The sequence below is a fragment of the Mycoplasma anseris ATCC 49234 genome, assembly GCF_000702805.1.
Lineage (GTDB): Bacteria > Bacillota_I > Bacilli_A > Mycoplasmatales > Metamycoplasmataceae > Metamycoplasma > Metamycoplasma anseris.
In genome coordinates this window covers 100,033-120,739 of the sequence record NZ_JNJX01000001.1, presented here as the reverse complement: position 1 = coordinate 120,739, position 20,707 = coordinate 100,033, and the positions used below count along the sequence as shown (strand labels likewise).

The 20,707-nt window shown below is 26.9% G+C and carries 15 protein-coding genes; 11 read left to right on the top strand and 4 right to left on the bottom strand.

The window, feature by feature from the left end:
- Window positions 1–12: 12 nt before the first annotated feature.
- Complete coding sequence (gene trpS / locus T401_RS0100495; RefSeq protein ID WP_033178536.1) at window positions 13–1,020, top strand: tryptophan--tRNA ligase; 1,008 nt, start codon at window positions 13–15, stop codon at window positions 1,018–1,020.
- Entirely contained in the window at window positions 1,007–2,746 is a 1,740-nt protein-coding gene (thrS, locus tag T401_RS0100490; protein WP_033178535.1) for a threonine--tRNA ligase, read from the top strand. The genes trpS and thrS overlap by 14 nt, the downstream gene beginning before the upstream one ends.
- A 45-nt stretch (window positions 2,747–2,791) precedes the next feature.
- Here thrS and ftsH read toward each other — a convergent pair whose 3' ends face one another.
- From ftsH to T401_RS06325, 4 genes are read right to left on the bottom strand one after another with little or no spacing between them, the layout of a single operon-like run.
- Window positions 2,792–4,993 (bottom strand): ATP-dependent zinc metalloprotease FtsH, encoded by a 2,202-nt coding sequence (gene ftsH / locus T401_RS06330; protein WP_033178534.1) that lies wholly within the window; start codon window positions 4,991–4,993, stop codon window positions 2,792–2,794.
- A 60-nt stretch (window positions 4,994–5,053) separates the two neighbouring features.
- On the bottom strand, window positions 5,054–5,974 hold the full coding sequence (gene tilS, locus T401_RS0100480) for a tRNA lysidine(34) synthetase TilS (RefSeq protein WP_052169624.1): 921 nt from the start codon (window positions 5,972–5,974) through the stop codon (window positions 5,054–5,056).
- Window positions 5,974–6,525: an aminoacyl-tRNA hydrolase gene (gene pth / locus T401_RS0100475; RefSeq protein ID WP_033178533.1), complete on the bottom strand. Its 552-nt coding sequence runs from the start codon at window positions 6,523–6,525 to the stop codon at window positions 5,974–5,976. The genes tilS and pth overlap by 1 nt, the downstream gene beginning before the upstream one ends.
- Window positions 6,525–8,717: an AAA family ATPase gene (locus T401_RS06325; protein WP_033178532.1), complete on the bottom strand. Its 2,193-nt coding sequence runs from the start codon at window positions 8,715–8,717 to the stop codon at window positions 6,525–6,527. Before T401_RS06325 ends, pth begins: the two co-directional genes overlap by 1 nt.
- Before the next feature lie 137 nt (window positions 8,718–8,854).
- Here T401_RS06325 and serS point away from each other — a divergent pair, with 137 nt between their 5' ends.
- The 9 genes from serS (at window position 8,855) to T401_RS0100425 (ending at window position 20,686) form a co-directional block, all read left to right on the top strand.
- Window positions 8,855–10,123 carry a serine--tRNA ligase gene (serS, locus tag T401_RS0100465; protein WP_033178531.1) on the top strand — a complete coding sequence of 423 codons (1,269 nt, stop codon included), beginning with the start codon at window positions 8,855–8,857 and terminating at the stop codon, window positions 10,121–10,123.
- Window positions 10,124–10,192: 69 nt separating this feature from the next.
- Window positions 10,193–11,266: a hypothetical protein gene (locus T401_RS06320; protein WP_033178530.1), complete on the top strand. Its 1,074-nt coding sequence runs from the start codon at window positions 10,193–10,195 to the stop codon at window positions 11,264–11,266.
- Window position 11,267: 1 nt separating this feature from the next.
- On the top strand, window positions 11,268–11,882 hold the full coding sequence (locus T401_RS06315) for a variable surface lipoprotein (RefSeq protein WP_033178529.1): 615 nt from the start codon (window positions 11,268–11,270) through the stop codon (window positions 11,880–11,882).
- A 12-nt stretch (window positions 11,883–11,894) separates the two neighbouring features.
- Window positions 11,895–13,241 (top strand): asparagine--tRNA ligase, encoded by a 1,347-nt coding sequence (asnS, locus tag T401_RS0100450; protein ID WP_033178528.1) that lies wholly within the window; start codon window positions 11,895–11,897, stop codon window positions 13,239–13,241.
- Between the two features lie 2 nt (window positions 13,242–13,243).
- Entirely contained in the window at window positions 13,244–14,254 is a 1,011-nt protein-coding gene (locus tag T401_RS0100445; RefSeq protein ID WP_033178527.1) for a glycosyltransferase, read from the top strand.
- Entirely contained in the window at window positions 14,248–14,898 is a 651-nt protein-coding gene (locus T401_RS06310; protein WP_033178526.1) for an RDD family protein, read from the top strand. The genes T401_RS0100445 and T401_RS06310 overlap by 7 nt, the downstream gene beginning before the upstream one ends.
- Before the next feature lie 114 nt (window positions 14,899–15,012).
- Complete coding sequence (locus T401_RS06305; protein WP_033178525.1) at window positions 15,013–17,214, top strand: ATP-dependent helicase; 2,202 nt, start codon at window positions 15,013–15,015, stop codon at window positions 17,212–17,214.
- Entirely contained in the window at window positions 17,198–18,760 is a 1,563-nt protein-coding gene (locus T401_RS06300; RefSeq protein ID WP_033178524.1) for an MHO_4530 family protein, read from the top strand. Before T401_RS06305 ends, T401_RS06300 begins: the two co-directional genes overlap by 17 nt.
- A 12-nt stretch (window positions 18,761–18,772) precedes the next feature.
- On the top strand, window positions 18,773–20,686 hold the full coding sequence (locus T401_RS0100425) for a M13 family metallopeptidase (protein ID WP_033178523.1): 1,914 nt from the start codon (window positions 18,773–18,775) through the stop codon (window positions 20,684–20,686).
- The last annotated feature ends 21 nt before the right edge of the window (window positions 20,687–20,707 follow it).

Genomic DNA, 20,707 nt, shown 5'->3' with positions numbered 1-20,707 from the left:
TTAGGAGGGATAATGATTAAGAAGCCAATTTTATTAAGCGGAATCACTGCAACCGGAAAACTAACAATTGCTAATTACATTGGGGCCATCAAAAATATGGTCAAGCTACAGGATCAATATGAAAATTACATTTTTATTGCTGATTTGCATGCTTTAACATTGCCAATTGACCCAAAAGTTTTAGAACAAAATCGTAAGGAAATATTTGCCTTATTTATGGCTTGCGGAATTGATACTAATAAAACAACATTATTTTTTCAATCAGATGTAATGGAACATGGTTTAATGAATTGATTAATTTTAACCAATACAACAATTGGTGAACTTTCAAGAATGACTCAATTTAAAGATAAATCAACTAAAGTAAAAAGTTCAAATGGTATGGAAACAATACCAACTGGATTGTTAATGTATCCAACTTTAATGGTGGGAGACATATTGCTTTATAATGCTGATATTATTCCAGTTGGAATTGATCAAAAACAACATGTTGAATTAACAAGAAACCTTGCCCAAAGATTAAACAACAAATACAATACTGACTTTAAAGTTCCAGAACCATATATTCCAGAAATTGGTGCTAAAATTATGTCCCTAACTGAACCTACTAAAAAAATGTCTAAATCAGATGAAAACCCCAAATCATCAATATATTTATTAGACGATCCAGAAATGGCTTATAAAAAAATTCAAAAAGCTGTTACTGATTCTGAAGGAAAGATTTATATTTCTGAAAATAAACCAGGCATTTTAAATCTGTTGTCAATTTATGCTGCTTTAACTGAACGGACATTACCAGAAGTAGAAAATTATTTCAAAGATAAAAATTATGGAGAATTAAAAAAAGAAGTTGGAGAAGTTGTAAAGAACTTTTTAACCAAAATTCAAGCAAATTATCAAAATGCTTATAAAAAAATAAAGGAAGAAGCTTACAAAGGAGCTCAAAAAGCTCAAATTGTAGCACATGAAAATTTAATTAAATTAATGAAAGGCATTGGTCTTAACAATGAAAGCAAATAGCAAATTAAATCACTCAACTAGCCATTTATTAGCTGCGGCTGTTTTAAAGTTGTTTCCTAACACTAAATTATCTATTGGCCCAGCTATTGAAGAAGGGTTTTACTATGACTTTGAATTTGAAGAGCCTTTATTAGAATCAGATCTACCTCGCATTGAAAAAACCATGAAAAAAATGGCTGAACAAGGTTATGATATGGTTTTAGTTGATGAAACACATTATTCTTTTGAAAATCAGCCTTATAAAAAAGAACTATATGATGAATTTAAGGCAAAAAATTACAATATTACTTTTTATTCATATATTCACCCCAAAACAAAAGAAGTTTTATTTACTGATCTTTGTGCTGGTAATCATATTGAAAACACTAAACAAATTAAATACTTTAAATTGCTATCATTAGCAGGCGCTTATTGAAAAGGTGATTCTAATAATAAAATGTTAACTAGAATTTATGGAACTTGTTGAGAAACAAAAGAAGAATTGGATACTTATTTGACATTATTAGAAGAAAGAAAAGAGAGAGATCACCGTAAAATTGGGAAGGAATTAAACATTTTCACATTTAATAATCTATGTGGGCAAGGTTTTCCAATTTGATTAGAAGATGGAATGAAAATTCACAACGCTATTAGAGATTATGTTTTAAAAATTGACAAAAAATTTGGATTTCAAGAAGTTTTAACACCTCATTTTGGTGAAAAGAAATTATATGAAATTAGTGGACATTGAGCTCATTATCAAGATACTATGTTTAAGCCAATTTCAATGGATAATGAATTATTAATTGGTCGTCCAATGACTTGTCCTCACCACATCATGTTATTCAATGCAACAAGAAGATCTTATCGTGACTTACCAATTAGATACTCTGAACAATCAAGATTATATCGTTATGAAAAATCTGGCGCTTTAACTGGTCTTGAAAGAGTTAGAGGGATGGATTTAACAGAAGGACATGTTTTTGTGAGACAAGATCAAATTAAAGATGAATTTAAACACTTATATTCAATGATTACTAAAGCCTTAAAAGACTTTAATATTGAAATTGATCATGTGTCATTATCATTAAGAGACCCATTGGATAAACAAAAATTCTTTAATAATGATGAAATGTGAAACCGTGCTGAAAACGATTTAAGACACGTTTTAAATGACCTAGGAATTGAATATAAAGAATTTATTGGCGAAGCAGCTTTTTATGGTCCTAAAGTAGATATTCAAATTAGAACTGTTTTAAATCGGATCATTACTATGTCAACCTTGCAATTAGATTTCTTGTTGCCAACTAAATTTGAAATGAAATATGTTGATAATAACGAAGAATTACAAACTCCTGTTTTAATTCATCGTGGTTTAATCGGCACTTATGAAAGATTTGTTGCTATTTTATTAGAACAAACTAAAGGGGTATTGCCCTATTGATTAAGCCCAAGACAAGTTACTATAATTCCAATTAGCGAAAATCAAAATGAGTTTTGTAAACAACTATATGATGAATTTTTAGATGCAGATATTAATGTCAATGTTGATTTAAGAAATGAAAGAATTAACAAAAAAATAAGAGAAGCACAAATTCAAAAAACCAAATTCATTGTTATTATTGGAAAAGATGAAATTGAAAAAAATGTTTTATCAATAAGAGAATATGGCAGTGAAGACACTAAATCATATACTAAAGAAGAGTTTTTATCATTATTAAGCACTTTAAAAAAACAACTAAAATAAAGAGATTTTTAAAAAACATTGCAGTTTTTTGCAATGTTTTTTTCATTAATTTTCTTTTTTGTTGTCTGTTTCAGATTTTGGTTCTTCAATTGCTTCTTCTTTTAATAATTTTGGTTCATATTTAGGTTCAGCAATTATTTTTTGACCAGCAACTTCATTAAATAAAGAATCGAAATCTTGAGGTTCAACATCTTCTTTAATTTCTTCTTTAGTTTTTAACATTTCAGGTGGTAATTGCATATTTTTTTCAATATATTCTATTTGCTCTGCCACAATTGTTTCATTTAAAACTAAAGCGTCTTTGATTAATTCTAATAATTCTCTATTTTGACTAATAATATCAAATGCTTGTTTTTCGGCTTCTAAAATTATTTTTCTTATTTCTAAATCAATTTCATGACCAATTTTATTTGAGAATGAAGCATTTTTCATATAGTCTCTACCTAAAAATGGATTTGAAGAATCTTCTTCGTATTGAATAGGACCTAAACTTGATAAACCATATTCAGTAACCATTCTTCTAGCAATTTTAGTTGCCTTAGCAATATCATCTCTTGCGCCAGTAGAAACATTGTCTTCTCCATAAATAATGGATTCAGCAACTCTTCCTCCCATAAATGATGAAATTGATGCCAATAGTTCTGATTTGGTTGCATTGTATTTTTCTTCTTCAGGAAGCATTAAATTATATCCGCCAGCATTCCCTCTAGGCACAATGGTAATTTTTTGAACCTTAACTCCATGTCTTAATTTAATACCAACAACGGCATGTCCTGCCTCATGATAAGCAACAGCAATATTTTCTTCTTTGCTAATAGTTCTTGATTTTTTAGCAGGACCACTCATTACTCTATCAATTGCTTCATCAATTTGACTAGGAGTAATTCATTTGGTTCTTTCTCTAACTGATAATAAAGTTGCTTCATTAATTACATTTTCTAGTTGAGCACCTGAAAAGCCAGGAGTTCTTCTAGCTAAACTTGAAAATTTAATTTTTGGTGAAATAGTTTTACCTTTAGCATGCAATTTCAAAATTGCTTCTCTTTCTTTTATATCTGGTAAACCAACTGTGATAGTTCTATCAAATCTACCTGGTCTTAATAAAGCTGGATCTAAAACGTCAGTTCTATTCGTTGCGGCCATTATAATAACACCAGTATTTTCTTGCATACCATCCATTTCAACAAGAATTTGGTTTAAGGTTTGTTCTCTTTCATCATTGCCTCCACCAACTCCAGCACCTCTTGCTCTACCAATAGCATCAAGTTCGTCAATGAAAATAATTGCAGGTGCCTTTGATCTAGCTTCAGCAAATAAATCTCTTACTCTTTTGGCTCCAAGACCAACAAACATTTCCACAAAGTTTGAAGCAGATAAGAATAAGAAAGGTACACCAGCTTCTCCAGCAGTAGCCTTTGCTAATAAAGTTTTACCAGTACCTGGAGGACCTCCTAATAAAATTCCTTTTGGAATTCTTGCTCCAGCTGTTGAATATTTTTTAGGATTTTTTAAATAATCGACAACTTCAGCAATTTCTTCTTTAACTTCTTCATTTCCAGCAACATCACTAAATCTCTTGTTAGGTTTAGTAATAGTTTGGGCAATAGATTCACCAGTTTTTCCACCTCTCATCATACCCATTTGCTCTCTTACTGATTTGTAAATAAAGATTCCTAAAAGAACAAATATTGATAATGTGATAATTGGACTCATTATTCTTTGAACAAATGAAGAATAACTTTCACCAGCAACAATACCGCTTTTAATAATTGATTTATAACCTTCATTATTAGCAGTGAATGCATCTCAATTTACGCTTAAACTTGCTAATTCATTTTTTGGTGCATTAGGGTTAGATAAGGCAACTAATGTTTTATAAAAATCTTCTTTAATATATCCATTTAATACAAATGTTTCTTTATAAACATTTACTTTAGATGGATCAACCCCTTGGATAACATTTATGCCATGGGTAGAAAATCAAAGTGCATTAGTCATTGAATATTCCACATAAATTTTTGATAATTGTGGACTATCTTCAAAGTGTCTTATGTAAATAGCATCACCAGGTGATGTTGCAGTTTCTTTTAAAACCTTGTTTAAAACTGTTATTGAATATTCATCACTACCAGTTTTGTTTTGAAGATAATAAACTAATGAAACAATTAGAAAAATCCCTAATAAAACCGATAAAAATATGATAATGATTTTTCACATTGACATTGGTTTTTTTTGTTTTTTATCCATTATTTTCCTTTCTATAATATGTTTTTCAAGTCATATTATTATAATTTAATAATATAAAATTTATAAAATTAAACACCCTCTTTTTTTGATTAGACAATAATTATTGTCAAGTTTATAAACACTAGTTCGATTATTTGAAATAATAAATTTATAAATATTTTCTAATTTACCTGAAGTTAAATTAACATGATCAAAGTTTTGATTAATTAATTCAAAGATTAAACTTGTTGCTATATCTTTTTGGTCTAATAAAAATTCTTGTGCATAATTTTGGCTTTTTCAAAGTAATAAAGTTTCATTGATTTTTTGTTGCTCTAAAATTAATTTTTTATTCATTTTTAAATATCTTTTTAGCAACAATCCCTTGTCATACAATGATTCTTTTAATAGCGCATTTCGAATAATATTTCTTGTATAAATGTTTTCATAATTTGTATAATCAAGTCCATATGGAATTTTGTTTAATTGATTAATATTTAAAATCTGTTTTTTTCATACTAAATTAATAAAGGGACGAAACACAAATAAATTAAAAACTGTGTTATTTTTTTTAATACCATAGAAATTAGTTTTTCTTTTGGTTTGTTCTAACATAATGGCTGTTTCTAAAAAGTCATCTTTATGATGAGCTAACACTAATATATCAGTATGAAATTTATTTGCAATTTTATTAAAAAAATCATACCTTTGGTTTCTTGCAATTGTTTGAAAATTACCTTTATTATGATGCTTTTTAATTGATTTGACAAAAAAAGGAATTTGGTTGATTTCACAATATTTTTTAACGATTAATTCATCATCCATACTGTTGGTTCTTTTATTGTAATTAACATGACAAACTACAATTTTTTGATCTTTTAGTAATTCTAAAAGTAGCATTGAATCAGGACCACCACTAATTCCTAAAATCATAGTTTTATCTGTTTGAATTACTTTTTTTAATGAAGAAAGAACTCTTCTTTTTAAATCTAGTATTTTCATTATAAATTCCCATTAAATTTATTCATTACAAATCTAATATCATTGTAAATAAAAGAAATTAAAGCTTCAGAAGCGCGGGCTAATACTTTCTCAATAATTTGCATTTCATTAAATGAAAATTTACCTAAAACGTAATCGATTGCATTGCTATCTCTTCCAATACCAATTTTCAATCTCTTTATTGAATTATCTTCATTAGGCACTTTTAATAAAATGTCTTTCATTCCATTGTGCCCCCCGCTTGAGCCTTTTTGCTTAATTGAAACTTTACCTAAAGCTAAATCCATATCATCATAAACAATAATTAAATCTTCAGGGCTAATTTCATAATAATCCATAATTGATCTAACAAAATCACCACTTTTATTCATATAAGTTAAGGGTTTGGCTAAAATAAAATCATTATTTTTAAAAAATATTCCATTAAATTTTTTCTCATTTAATTCAATATCTAATGTTTGTGCTATTTTGTCAATTACCATAAAACCTACATTATGTCTTGTTTTGACATATTCAGGTCCAGGGTTTCCTAATCCAACTATTAATTTCATTATTTTTTCTCCTTAAGGGCTTGCCATATCTCCAATAAACATGTTTCACGATTTGAATCGTTGTCATTATTGATTCCTATTTCTAAAGCACTTGTTTCACCAAAAATAATACTTAAATTTTTCGCCCTAGTAATTGCCGTATAAATTAATTTTTTTGACAACAATTTTTTTGCTTCACTAAATAATACTGTTAAAACAACAGGACATTCACTACCTTGGTATTTATGAACGCTTGTGCAATAAGCAGGAATAATTTTTTGTAAAAAATCTTTTTTAGAAAAAACTACTACTTTACTATCATCTTCAAAACTAATTGCAATTTGATAAACATTATTATCTTCATCGTAATCAAAGCGAGTAATATAGCCGATTTCCCCATTAAAGACCTTCTTAGTGGGGTCATTAATTGTATTTAATACTTTATCACCAATTGCAAATTGCCGTTTGTTAATTTTGATTGGGCTTGTTTGTTCATATTCTCTTCAAAAAGCAGTAATATCTTCATTAATATGATCAATCCCAGTTTGATAATTGTAAATAGGACTTAAAATCGCAATGTCTTTTTTGGCATAACCTTTTTTAATCAGACTTTGAATTTCACTAATTAAGTGTGAGGATAAATCAGTTTTTTGAATTTCTTGAAATCTAGAATGTTTCCCCTTAAATGATGGGGTTTTTTGTTGATTAATAGCAACAGCATCAGTAATGATCTCAAAATTTTCTGATTGACGATAAATTTTTGATAATTCAATTACATCAAAAATACCATCATTCATTAAATCTCTAATTAAATATCCAGGTCCAATTGCTGGTAATTGATTTTTATCACCTACTAAAATAATTTTAGACAAAGCATCATGGTTCAACCCCTTTAGCAAATGATAAAAGACATCAACACTAACCATTGAAAACTCATCTATGATTAAACATTCAATATTTTCTGGGTTTGTTTCATTAATTTGAAAACTATTTAATTCAACGTCTCAATTTAAAAAACTATGAATAGTAACTGCTTTTTTGCTTGAAGTTTTATTGATATTAATAGTTGCTCTTCCAGTCGGAGTTACTACTGCTATATTATCTTCATGAAACTGTTCTAAAAGATTTTCAATAATTTCATTAGTTATTAAAGTTTTACCAGTTCCAGGACTTCCGGTAATTAAAACCAAATTGTTATTTAAAGCAAGATTTAAAGCTTCATTTTGTCTTTCATGAAAAGCTTTAACTTGTCTTTTAATAAATTTAATAAGTGGTTTTTTTTCTTTAACTTCTAATAATCTTTGAGCAATGTATTGTTCCATTTCACGCAGTTCATATGTTGTTATATAAGTTTTATTATCAAATAAAAGCACGCGATTATCATTAATTAAAATTTTTAAATATTCCTTAAATTCCGATGAAGAAATTTTGTCACAATATTTAAAATAATACTTATAGAAATCATTTAACTTAACTTTTGTATTACCAGTATTAAAAAAATAATCACTCAAAGCTTTGTATAAATAAGTTGGCTTTTTGTATAAGCTATCTTTTTGTAAAAAATGAAAACTTAATTTGTCTAAATCCAACAAAGAAACTGCTGTATTATCAAAATAAAAGTTATAAAAATTATCCTTATATTGATCTAAAAAGTCCTTTAATGAGTTAAATGATTGATTAATTTTTTCATAAAAACTAGGGCTTAAATTTAACTTTAAGAAGAACAATTGATCTTCTATTGTTTGGGGATTGTTATTTAAAAATGAACGAGCTTTTTTAAAACTGGCTTCAGTAATGCCTAAATCTTTGGCAGTGATATTTAAAGAGTTGGCAATTTGATTTAAGCTATCAAATCCATATTTTTCAACAATTTTTCTTGCTTTGGCTTCACCAATACCCGGAAAATGAGAAGTTTCTAAGAATTTGATAATGTAATTAAGTTTTCAAGTTTCATTTTCTAAACAATTTATCAAAATATAGCTATCTTTATATCTTGAATGAATATTTTTCTCTACAAATATGTCATAAAACTTGCCAATTTCAATTTCTTTATCATTTACGACTACTGATATTGTATTGAAATTATTATTTTTTACAATATCTTTATTTTCATAATAATTGCTGATTTTAAAAGAAAAAACACAATAAGAACTATTGGGTTTCGCAAACAACAATTTTTGAAAACTTCCTGAAATTTTATATACATCCGCCATAATATATTAATTTTAACAAATTAATTTTAATTTGGAAGATAACTAGAAAATAATGATTTTATGGTTTTGTTTATTCCAAACAACAAACAAAAACCTAAAAATGGTTTATAATATTTAAGATTTTTAAAGAGGTAAAAATGCTAGATTTAAAATACATAATTAACAATAAAAATGAAGTCATTAAAAAACTTTCAACTAGAAACTACGATATTACTAAAATTGATGATATTATCCAACTTGGTGAACAAAGAAGCAAGTTAATTTTTGAATTAGAACAAAATCAAGCCAAAAGAAACAAATTATCAGAAGAAATTGGGATCAAAAAAAGAAACAAAGAAAAAGTGGATGATCTATTGCAAGAAGTAAACCAAATCAAAGCACAAATTGATATTATTGATAAAGAAGCTGATGAAATTATTGCTAAAGTAAATGATATTCTTATTCAAATTCCTAACATTCCATATGATGATGTTCCAATAGGTTATGATGAAAATGATAATGTTTTATTAAAAAGACATGAAACTTTAGGAAGAGGTTTAGTAGTTGGTGTTGAACCACATTATGACATTGCTACTAAATTAAATATTATTGACTTTCCAAGGGCAGTTAAATTAGCAAGAACTCGTTTTGTTTTATACAAAAATGATGGTGCTAAATTAGTAAGAGCATTGGCAAATTTTATGTTAGATACTCATATTAAAAATGGTTATAAAGAAATTATGCCAGCTCATTTAGTTAATAGCAACATGCTATTTGGAACTGGTCAATTACCTAAATTTAAAGAAGATTTATTCAAGATAAACGATAATGATTTATGACTAATTCCAACTGCTGAAGTTCCTTTAACTAACTATCATTATGATGAAATTCTTAACTTGGCTCAGCCTTTAAAATATGTTGCTTACACTAAATGCTTTAGATCAGAAGCTGGTAGTGGCGGTAAAGACACAAGAGGTATTATTAGACAACATGAATTTCATAAAGTTGAATTAGTAAAAATTGTTAAAGAAGAAGACGGAATAGCTGAATGAGAAAAAATGGTTAATGATGCAAAAAGTATTTTAGAACTATTAGAAATTCCATACCAAGAATTATTATTATGTACTGGAGATATGGGGTTTACTTCAGCAAAAACTATTGATTTAGAACTTTGAATTCCAAGTGAACAAAGATTTAGAGAAACAAGTTCAATCTCTATTTGCAATGACTTCCAAACTAGAAGGGCAAAAATTAGATATAGAACTGATGACAATAAAACTAAATATGCTTACACTATGAATGGTTCAGGTTTAGCCATTGATCGTGTTCTAGCAGCTATTTTAGAAAACTATCAAAATCCTGATGGTTCAATTACAATTCCAAAAGTATTAATTCCTTATATGAATGGACAAACAGAAATCAAATAAAAACAAGTTTGATCTTGTTTTTATTTTTGGTTTGGTAAAATATAGATATATTTTAATTAAAGAGGCAATATGAAGAAGGAATTAGGTTTTTTATTAATGAGTGGGTTGCCAATTGTAGCGAGCTTCAGTTCAATAGCTTGTTATACAACAACTAAACCAGCCACTAAAGAGGAATTGAATGCTAAAATCAATAGCATCATTGAAGAAGAATGAACAAGATTCCCTATTTTACCTGGATATAAAATCGATGGCCCATTTGTTCAAGAAGATCAAGCAATTATGACAAAAGAACAATTTGATCACCAATTACGTTCATTTTTAGAAGAAGGAATCAAGCCTAATATATCAAATATTAATTCTTTATCTACATATTGAAACGAAAAAAGAACTAGTTTTTTCAAAACTAAATTGGATTGAAATATTAATAATTTGTTTAATCATTATTTAGTTCAATTTCAAGCATTCCAAAAAGAAAAAATTGATAATGGCGTTTTAAATAACGGTATGGCTGAAGTAAAGAGATTTGATTCTTATTTATCAAACAAAGAATATTTAGACTTAATGAATTACATCAATAATTTTTATTTAAACTTTATTAGTCAACAAATCAAAATTACTAAAAGAAAAGAAGAATTAAAATCAATCATATTTAAACAACACATTTTTTTAATTTACAATTACTGAAACAATGAAACCAATCAACCTTTAAATGAACCTGTCTTATTAGAAACTAAGAAATATGATTTGGCCAAAAAATTTAATGTATATTTCAATCTGCAATGACAAACTTATGATGAAATGGAAGTTTATATTGAGTCAAAATCTAAAGAAATTGTGGATAATGAAATAAATCCAATCTTTGAAGAAGTATGATTAAAAACGGCCAAAGCCATTGGAATTACTTCAAATAGTGGATTTTCAAAATGAATTATTGATAATATTAAAGATGCAGAAAGTGAGAATCCAGAGATTCAAAATCATATTAAAGAATATAATTTATTTCTAGAACTTTATAATTATCATTTAAATAACAATACTTTTGAACCTAATCATAATCATGCTGTTATTTATGAGAGTCTAAAAAATTGAATAAAAAGAAGTTGAGATGTTTACCGTCTTGAAATTTTAAAGAAAGTGAATTAGAATGAAAAAAATAAACAAAATTATATTAACAGGAACAATTCTTTGTTCAACAACATTGCCCTTAATTGCCTCTAAATGTACCAATAATGAAAAGACTGAGGCTGAAAAAATTAAAGAACAAAAAGATTTCGTAATTAGAAACACTTTAGAAAAGGTTTTGGTTGTAATGAAACTAAATGACAATGGCATTCCTAAACAAGAAGAAAAATTGTTGTTTAGTTTTAGTGAAGAACAAAAACAAGATATTATTAAAAAATATATTGAATTTCCAGCTTCAACTTTGGAAGAATATATTGCAAAATGAGAAAAACACTATATTGAAGTTGGCAAAATGTTTCAAGAAATAGTTGCTAAACCGGCATATGAAAAAAATAATGAATTTGCCATCAATAATTTTCATGCTTATGTGTCTAACAAAATAGCAAAAAATGAATTAAGTGGAAATGATGAAATGTATAAAAAATACATTAAACTTTATAACGAATTACAAACGCACATTCAAGCTAAAGATATTTCTTATCACAATTTATATATTTTACAACAACAATTAATTGGTTTTGTTGTTCAAGAATTTGCCCAATATATTTTAAAAAGCGCACACCCAAGTGCTAATTAACAAGGAGTTATTATGACAATTAAAAAAATGTATCAGGAATTTAAAAACCTAAAAGATAATGATGCTATTTCTATTGAAGGATGAGTGTTTTCTAATAGAGGAAATGACAAAATCCGTTTTATTACTTTAAATGATGGAAGCACTGTAAGAAATTTACAATTAGTTATTAAAGGGGATTTAATTAATAAATCAAACGTTGATAATATTAATTCAGGTAGTGCTATAAGCGTTAAGGGCAATTTAAGTTTAACTCCAAGTGCTCCTCAACCTTTTGAAATTCTTGTATCAGAATTAACTTTAATTAACAAAGTTGATGAAGATTTTCCTATTCAAAAGAAAGAAACGAGTCTAGAATTTTTAAGAGAAGTTCCACACTTAAGACATAGAACCAATCTAATTAAAACAGTAATGATTATAAGAAATACACTTGCTTTTGAAATTCATAAATATTTCCAAGAACATGACTTCATTAACATTGCCAGCCCAATTATTACTTCTAATGATGGAGAAGGAGCTGGCGAAACTTTAGTAGTAGATGATGAAAATCCAGAAATGTTTTTTAAACAAAAAGCTTTTTTAGGAGTTACTGGTCAGTTGCATGCTGAAGCATTAGCGGCTGGATTAAAAAAAGTTTACACTTTTGCTCCAACTTTTAGAGCTGAAAATTCGCATACTTCAAGACACTTAGCAGAATTTTGAATGGTTGAACCAGAAGTTGCTTTTTATGATTTAAACAAAATCATCTTATTGGCTGATGATTTATTAAAGACCGTTATTTCTAATACTATTAAAAAACACCCAGATGAAATGGACTTTTTAAATAAATTAAGTGGTGAAAAACTACTTTTAACCCTAAATAAATTCTTAAATAACAAATTAACAATTCTCGACTATCGTGATGCTGTTGAAAAATTAAAGGCTTTTAAAGATCAATTTGAAGAGCAAAATATTCACTTTGGAATGGATCTTGCTAGTGAACATGAAAAATTTATTTCTGAAAAAATTGTTGATGGGCCAGTTGCTATTATTAATTACCCAAAAAATATTAAAGCGTTTTATATGCATCAAAACTCTGATAAGCAAACCGTTGCTGCTTTTGATTTATTAGTGCCTGGCATTGGTGAATTAATTGGAGGAAGTCAAAGAGAAGGCGATTACAATAAATTATTAAATAGAATGAATGAATTAAACATGTCAATTGAACCACTACAATGGTATTTAGATTTAAGAAGATTCGGTTATGCTTATTCTTCTGGATTTGGAATTGGTTTTGAAAGATTAATTATGTATGTAACTGGTGTTGCAAATATAAGAGATGTTATTCCTTTCCCAAGAATTGCTGGAACAATTAAGATGTAATTATGCAAAATACTAAACCAAATTTAACAATCATTTTACCTATTTATAATCCCAGCACTCCTTTAGAAAACATTTTTGAAAATCTTATTAAACAAAAAGATCAAAACTTTAATTTAATTGTAACTCTTGATAAACCAAGCGAAGAAGGCTTTGAAATTATTAACAAAATGAATAATATTTTCAAGGATCGAATGAAATTAATTATTAATTCTACCCATCAAATTTTTCATACAGTCTTACAACAAGCTATTAAAATGGTTGAAACTGAATACACTTTCATCATGTATTCATATGTTTATGTAAAAAATGAATTTATAAAACGAATTAATGAATTTATTGACAAATCTGAAATTAAACCTGATTTTATCGAAATTAATGGCATTGGTAGTGGCTTAGTAAAACATGAATTAAAATCAAAGAAAATTAAAGAGCAAAATATTTATAATATACAAGAATCCAAAGAGGCTATTTTAATGATTTCACCTTTTTCTTTTAATAAAATTCTTAAAACTAATATTGTTGATGATCTCTATAATTTAGTAGAAATCAAAAATGCCAATTTACAATATAGTATTGATTTCGTTTATTTTGGTATTTTGAAAGCAAAAAATTTTGCTTACATCCAAAATACTTGAATTGAAGATTTTAATGAGCAATTAACATTATTTAATCCCAAGGATTTTCATAGAGAATGATGTCAAATTTTTAAAGAATATGGCGAAGATAAAACCGTTAATTTAATTTTAACAATTGCTTATTTTAAACACATGAAACGGTTTGTACCTGGCTATCTTGGTTCGATTAAAACTCGTAGATCTGATTCTGTTTCAAAATCAATTAAAATGATGCAAAAAAGCTTAATTGAGAGTGTAAATAATTTTAATTTAAAACACAATGACTTATTAAACAGCAAAGATTTGCAAGGATATTTAAAAGCTGAAAATTTAGATAAAAATGACTTATTTGAAGATACAAACAAGTGAAAAGAAATTCTTAAACACAATACATGATAAAAATTAATTTAAAAGCTAATTTTTGAATTAGATTATTAGCAACTTTATTAGATAGTTTAATCTTTTTGGTGTTTTTTGTTACAACAAGCTTTTTTGCTTTTGATTATCAAAAGGCAAAAATCCATAATATTTTATATTATGTATGGTTAATTGATCAAATTATCTTCTTATTGATTTGATATATATTAATTCCAATTTTCTGATATGGAAAAACTTTTGGAATGTGAATTTGTAGAATAAAAGTCATTAAGACAAATTCGAATGAGAAATTCTCTAAAGTTATTTTTGATCGCCAAAGATTGTTCGCTTTTTTATGAATGATAATTTTTACTATATTTGCAATTCTTATTTCGCCCCAAACTTTCGAACAAGCTGCATTAATCGGAATAAAAAAAGAAGACTTAACTAACACTCAATTAGCATTTTTATTAATCCCAACAATTCTAATTGGTTTAGCTAGTTTTGTACAATTATTTTTAATAATTACAAATGCTAGAAATAATCGCATTGGCTTAAATGACACTTTTTCAAATTCTTTTACCGTTTGAATAAATAAGTATGAAGAAATCGAAGATCCAAATCAAAATTTAATTGAAATTAAGCCGAGAATCAGAAATTTACCTAAATTAGAATGAAAAAATTAGCACTACAAAGTGCTTTTTTTAGTTCTTAGTTGAAATTACATCGTAAATAAAGTATAATTTTATTAGTATTTTATTGCATAGCAATATGTTTTTTTATTTTTTTAGGAGATTGAAATGAACAAATTGAATTTAGAAATGTTAAATAAAGAGCAATTAGGTGCTGTGTTACACACTGACGGACCATTAAGAATTATTGCTGGTGCTGGAAGCGGCAAAACAAGAGTGTTGACTCATAAAATTGCTTATTTAATTAATGAAAGGAATATCAATCCAAGAGATATTCTGGCAGTAACGTTTTCGAATAAAGCGGCAGCCGAAATGAAACAAAGGGTGGAAGCATTGCTTGGTTCTTCTGAGTTAGGACAACCTAATGTTTTTACTTTTCATTCCTTATGCGCAAGAATTTTAAGACAAGAAATTCATAACATGGGGTATCCTAATGATTTTCAAATTCTTGATGAATTAGACCAAAAAGAAGTTCTTAAAGTTGTTTATAATGAATTAGATATTACTGCTTCACAATATTCTTATAATTCAATTATTTCTTTTATTCAAAATCAAAAAAACGATCTAAAAACTCCTAAAGACTTAGAAGAATCAGAAGAGTTTAAAGATTCAGATGACATGAGAATTAAGATCTATAAAAACTATCAAATCCATTTAGACATGGCTCACTCTTTAGATTTTGATGATCTTTTAATATTTGTATATCACTTATTTTATGACAAGGAATACGAAACCATTTCTAATAAATGATCTCGCTATTTTAAATATGTTCTAGTGGACGAGTTTCAAGACACTAGCCAACTACAATATGAAATTGTAAAAAAAATAGCTGGAAGTCACAATATTACTATTGTAGGAGATCCTGATCAAACCATTTATTCTTGAAGAAATGCTGATATTAATATAATTCTAAATTTCGATAAAGATTATCCTGATGCAATAACTATTAAACTAGAAAAAAACTATCGTTCAACTCAAAAAATTCTTTTTGCTGCTAATAAACTAATTAAATACAATAAATATAGATTGAAAAAAGATTTGTATACAGAAAATGATGAAGGTGAGGATATTGAATTCTTCTGTGGTTACAGTGAAGAAGAAGAAGCAAGATGAATTGCACAACGAATTTCAGATTTAAAAAGAAATCGTGTTCAATTAAAAAATATTGCTATTTTATTTAGAATTAATAGTTATTCAAGAGCAATTGAAGAGGCTTTAATTAAGGAAAATACAATTTACAAACTTTTTGGTTCGATTAAGTTTTATCAAAGAGAGGAAATCAAAGATGCTTTGGCATATTTAAGAGTTATTCATGATGGAAGTGAAATTTCTTTATTACGAATTCTTAATAAGCCTTCAAGAAAAATTGGTGAAATTACCATTGAAAAATTATTAAAATTTGCAAGAAGACAAAATTTGGACTTATTTAGTTGCTTAGAACAAAAAATAAATGATATTCAACGCAATTTAAAAATCTCTATTGAAACCTTAAGAAATATTGCTCAATTTATTAATCAAATCCGCTGAGCAAGAAGAGCCTTAGAAATTAATAATATCAACCTAACTTTAAAAGAATTAATGATTCATCGAATCAAATATTTTGAAGAAATAAAAAAATCGCAAGAAGAATATGAAGAGCGATTAAATAATTTTAATAGTTTAATCGAGGCAATTGAAAATTGAGAAAACAAAAACCCAACTGGAACAATCGATCAATATTTACAAGAAATTACTTTAATAACTGATAGAGATGTGGACGATGATGCTGCAAGCTATGTATCTTTAATGACTGTTCATAATGCCAAAGGTCTTGAATTTGATTATGTTTTCATTGCTGGTTTAAGCGAAAATATCTTTCCTTTAAAAAGAGCAATATCAATTTCACCGAAAAATGATTTCACTTATTTAAATAGAAAAGCAATGGTTCAAGAAAATCCAGAGGGCTTAGAAGAAGAAAGAAGATTGGCTTATGTTGCTTTAACTAGGGCTAAGGAAAAATTATTTTTATCTTTCGCTGTAGGAAGAAACGCCGCTTCTCAAAGTAGATTCATTATTGAAGCTGGCATTCAAAAAACCAAAAACCGTATAAACATTGCAAATAATTTCTCTACATCAACTAATATCAATAAAAATGTTGATTTGATTGTTGGCGATTTTATAACCCACAAAATTTATGGTAAGGGGGAAGTGTTAGAAATTTTAGATAACATAATCCATGTTCAATTTGAAACAGAAAGCAAAATTAAAACATTAGATAAATACCATCCTTCAATTAAAAAGTGAGTAGACCCAGATGATTCAGATAAATAAATTTCATTGAGCTATTTCCATTCTTTTCTTAGTAATAGCAATTATTTTAATAAGTGTGCTTATCTATCAAATTTCCAAATTAAAAAAAATTAAAAGATTTAATTTAAATGGTTTTCTTTTATTTGATATACAACCCAAAAAGCAAAGAATTAAAATGAATAAGAATTTTGCAAATTTAGAAATCTTACCTGATTTTATTCGGTTTAATCCCCTTGCTAAGGCTGAATGATGTGATATTTCTTCTTTTTTAAAAATTCTTACTAAAAATTCAATTACTAAATTTAAAAAGGCAATTGAACACAAAGAGTTTAATGATCCTGAATTTAATATCGAAATTTCTTTAATTAATCAATCTACAGAGAAAATGAATTTTAAATTGTATTTCAATCCATTAAATGAGGAAACAATATTACTAACCTTAAAATGAAGTGAAAAAGATGCAAATGTAAAATCTTTATTTGCTAAAACAAGTGAAAATACTAGAAATTTAATTAAAAATGATTATAAATACATTTTGTTTATTAAATTACATTCTAAGCAATTAATGCAAGATAATTCCATAATTGATTTAGTTACTCAACATATTCCAAGTAATCTATCAGTTTACATGGATTTTATTAGAGATGAGGACAAATTATTTTTTACTGTTCCTGATAATTTACCAACTAATGGTTCAATTAAAATCATGTTAGAAGATGTCTTAAAATCTTTAAAGACGGCAATTAAATATGTTAATTTTGCTGCCGTATTTAATAAAGATTTATGTGATAGAATAACTAATAAAAACCTTGATATTATTTTAAATTATTTATATTTCTTAAAAAATAATAAAATTGATGTCAACTTCAAAACATTTAATAATAATTTAATCAATACTGATGCCTTTAAAAATTTTTATAAACAATACAGTAGAGGTATAAAAGCTATTGAAAAAGGTGAAATTGAAATAGAATCCACAAGTTTAAAAACACTTGGCAATTCCACTTCTAATTTGAAGATTCTTTCGCCTGTTTTTAAGGATAAGGAATTAGATCAACAATTAAGGTTATCGATGGCTGGATTAGATTTATTTTGATATTTAGATCAAGAATTCATTAATAAATTGAAAACTTCTTATAAAATCCAAAACGCTTTTTTAGTAATTGAAGATTACAATTTCATAAAAACTGATTTAAGCGCAATCAAAACTCTTATTGAGGATTCTAAAAACTTAATTCAAATCATTAAACTTAACAATATGAGCAACAATGATCTTATTTTCAAGCGCCTAGATCTTTTAAGTGTGAGTGGTGAAAATGTTGGCGTTCATATCAAGACAATTGATGAAGATGTTATTCAAACAATAAATAAAAATAATATTAAATACATTATTTTTGATAAAGAGATCGCAACTAATTTAGATAATCCTAAAAACTTAATGTTATTAAGTACTTTAATTAATATGTTGAAGGACAAAAAGCCACTATTGATTTTTGAAAAATTAGACATAACAAACCATAAAAGAATATTGCAAGAAAAATACAATAAAATTTTATATACCAAATAAAAAGGAGAAACTATGAATAAAAAATTATTAAAAGATGACTTTTTTGAAGCAGTAAATGGTAAAAAATTAGCCAAAATGAAAATTCCTGGAGATAAACCGGGGATTGGTTCTTTTAGTATGATTGATCAAAAACTTCAAAGAATTAAAAAGACTTTGTTCAATAAATGATTAGTTAATGATAAGGATATTCAAAATTATCCAATGCTAAAAGAAATGATTAAATTTTATAAATTAACCAAAAATTGACAACAACGTAAAATAAATGGGGTTAGACCTCTAGATGCTTTATTGACCAAAATTAATAACTTTAACTCATGAAATGATATTATCAACAATTATGAATGATTAATTCTTTCAAACCTTCCTGTACCTTTTAAAATAGATGTTTCAACCGGTTTTGAAGAACCAGGTAAATTGGTTTTATGAATGGATGAATATCCTTATATCCTTCCTGAAAAATCATATTATGATGATGAAAAGAAAAAAACCAATTTATTAGGTGTTTTTAAACAAATGGCAACTAAAATCTTAAACAAAATTTATTCTAAACAACAAACCGATGACATAGTAGACAAAACTATCAATTTAGATGCTAAAGTAAGCAAATATGTTTTAACTAGGGAAGAACAAGCTAAATATTATGAGTTAAATAATCCAAGAACCTTAAGTGAAATTCAAAGTCATATTGAAGTTTTTGATGTAGAAAAATTAACCAGAATGCTTGTTGGAGAAAAGGAAATTAAATCAATCATTGTTCCTTCTTTAATTTTCTTAAACAACTTTAATAAGATTTTTAATAAAGATAATTTTGAAGAATACAAAGCAAGCTTAATTGTTAATACAGTGTTAGAATATGCTAAATGATTAGATAATACCACTAGAAAAGAAGCCTTAATGTTTAGAAATGCCTTATCTGGTATTAATAAATTTACATCTAATGAAAAGGTAGCTAGCGATCAAGCTGAAGCCATTTATAAAATGGTTTATGGTAAATATTATGGAGAGGTTTTCTTTGGATCAGAAGCCAAAAAACAACTTGAAGCAATGATTGAAACCATGAAAGATGTTTATAAAGAATCAATTAGAAATAATGATTGATTAGAAGAAGCAACCAAACAAATGGCAATCAAAAAATTGACCCATATGGATGTTATGGTTGGCTATCCAGAAGAAATTGAACCTTATTACAATGAGTTTTTCGTACAATCATACAATGGCTATGATGACTTATTACAAAATGTTTTGGCTTTCCAAAAAATTAGAATTAGATGAGAATACGATAGATATTTAGAAATTAAGAATAAGAAATTGTGATCAATGACTCCAGCAATGGTTAACGCTTATTTCCAACCAACATCAAACCATATTGTTTTCCCAGCCGGAATTTTACAGGCTCCTTTTTACAGCACTAAACAAACCTTAAGTCAAAACTTTGGTGGAATTGGTGTTGTTATTGCTCATGAAATTTCTCACTCATTTGATAACAATGGAGCTAAGTTTGATGAACGTGGTGTCTTACATAATTGATGAACCAAAAAAGACGAAGAAAACTTTGAAAAGAAAATTAAACAAATGATTCAGTTATTTGATAAGGTAAAAATTACAAATAAAGTAAGATGCAATGGAACCTTAACAGTTTCTGAAAACATTGCTGACTGTGGCGGGGTTTCTTGTGCTTATGAATCAGCCAAACGTTTTGATCCTAAATTTAATCCAAAACAATTCTTCAAACAATATGCAATTATTTGAAGATCAAAATACCGTGAACAATTTATTGAAATGTTAGCTAATGTGGATGTTCATGCTCCAGTTAAATTAAGAACTAATTTACAGCTAAAAAACAATATTGATTTTCAAAAAACTTTTAACATTAAACCTGGCGATAAAATGTATTTATCTCCTAAAAAAATATTCAAAATTTGATAGTTAAACAAAAAAATAGAGGAG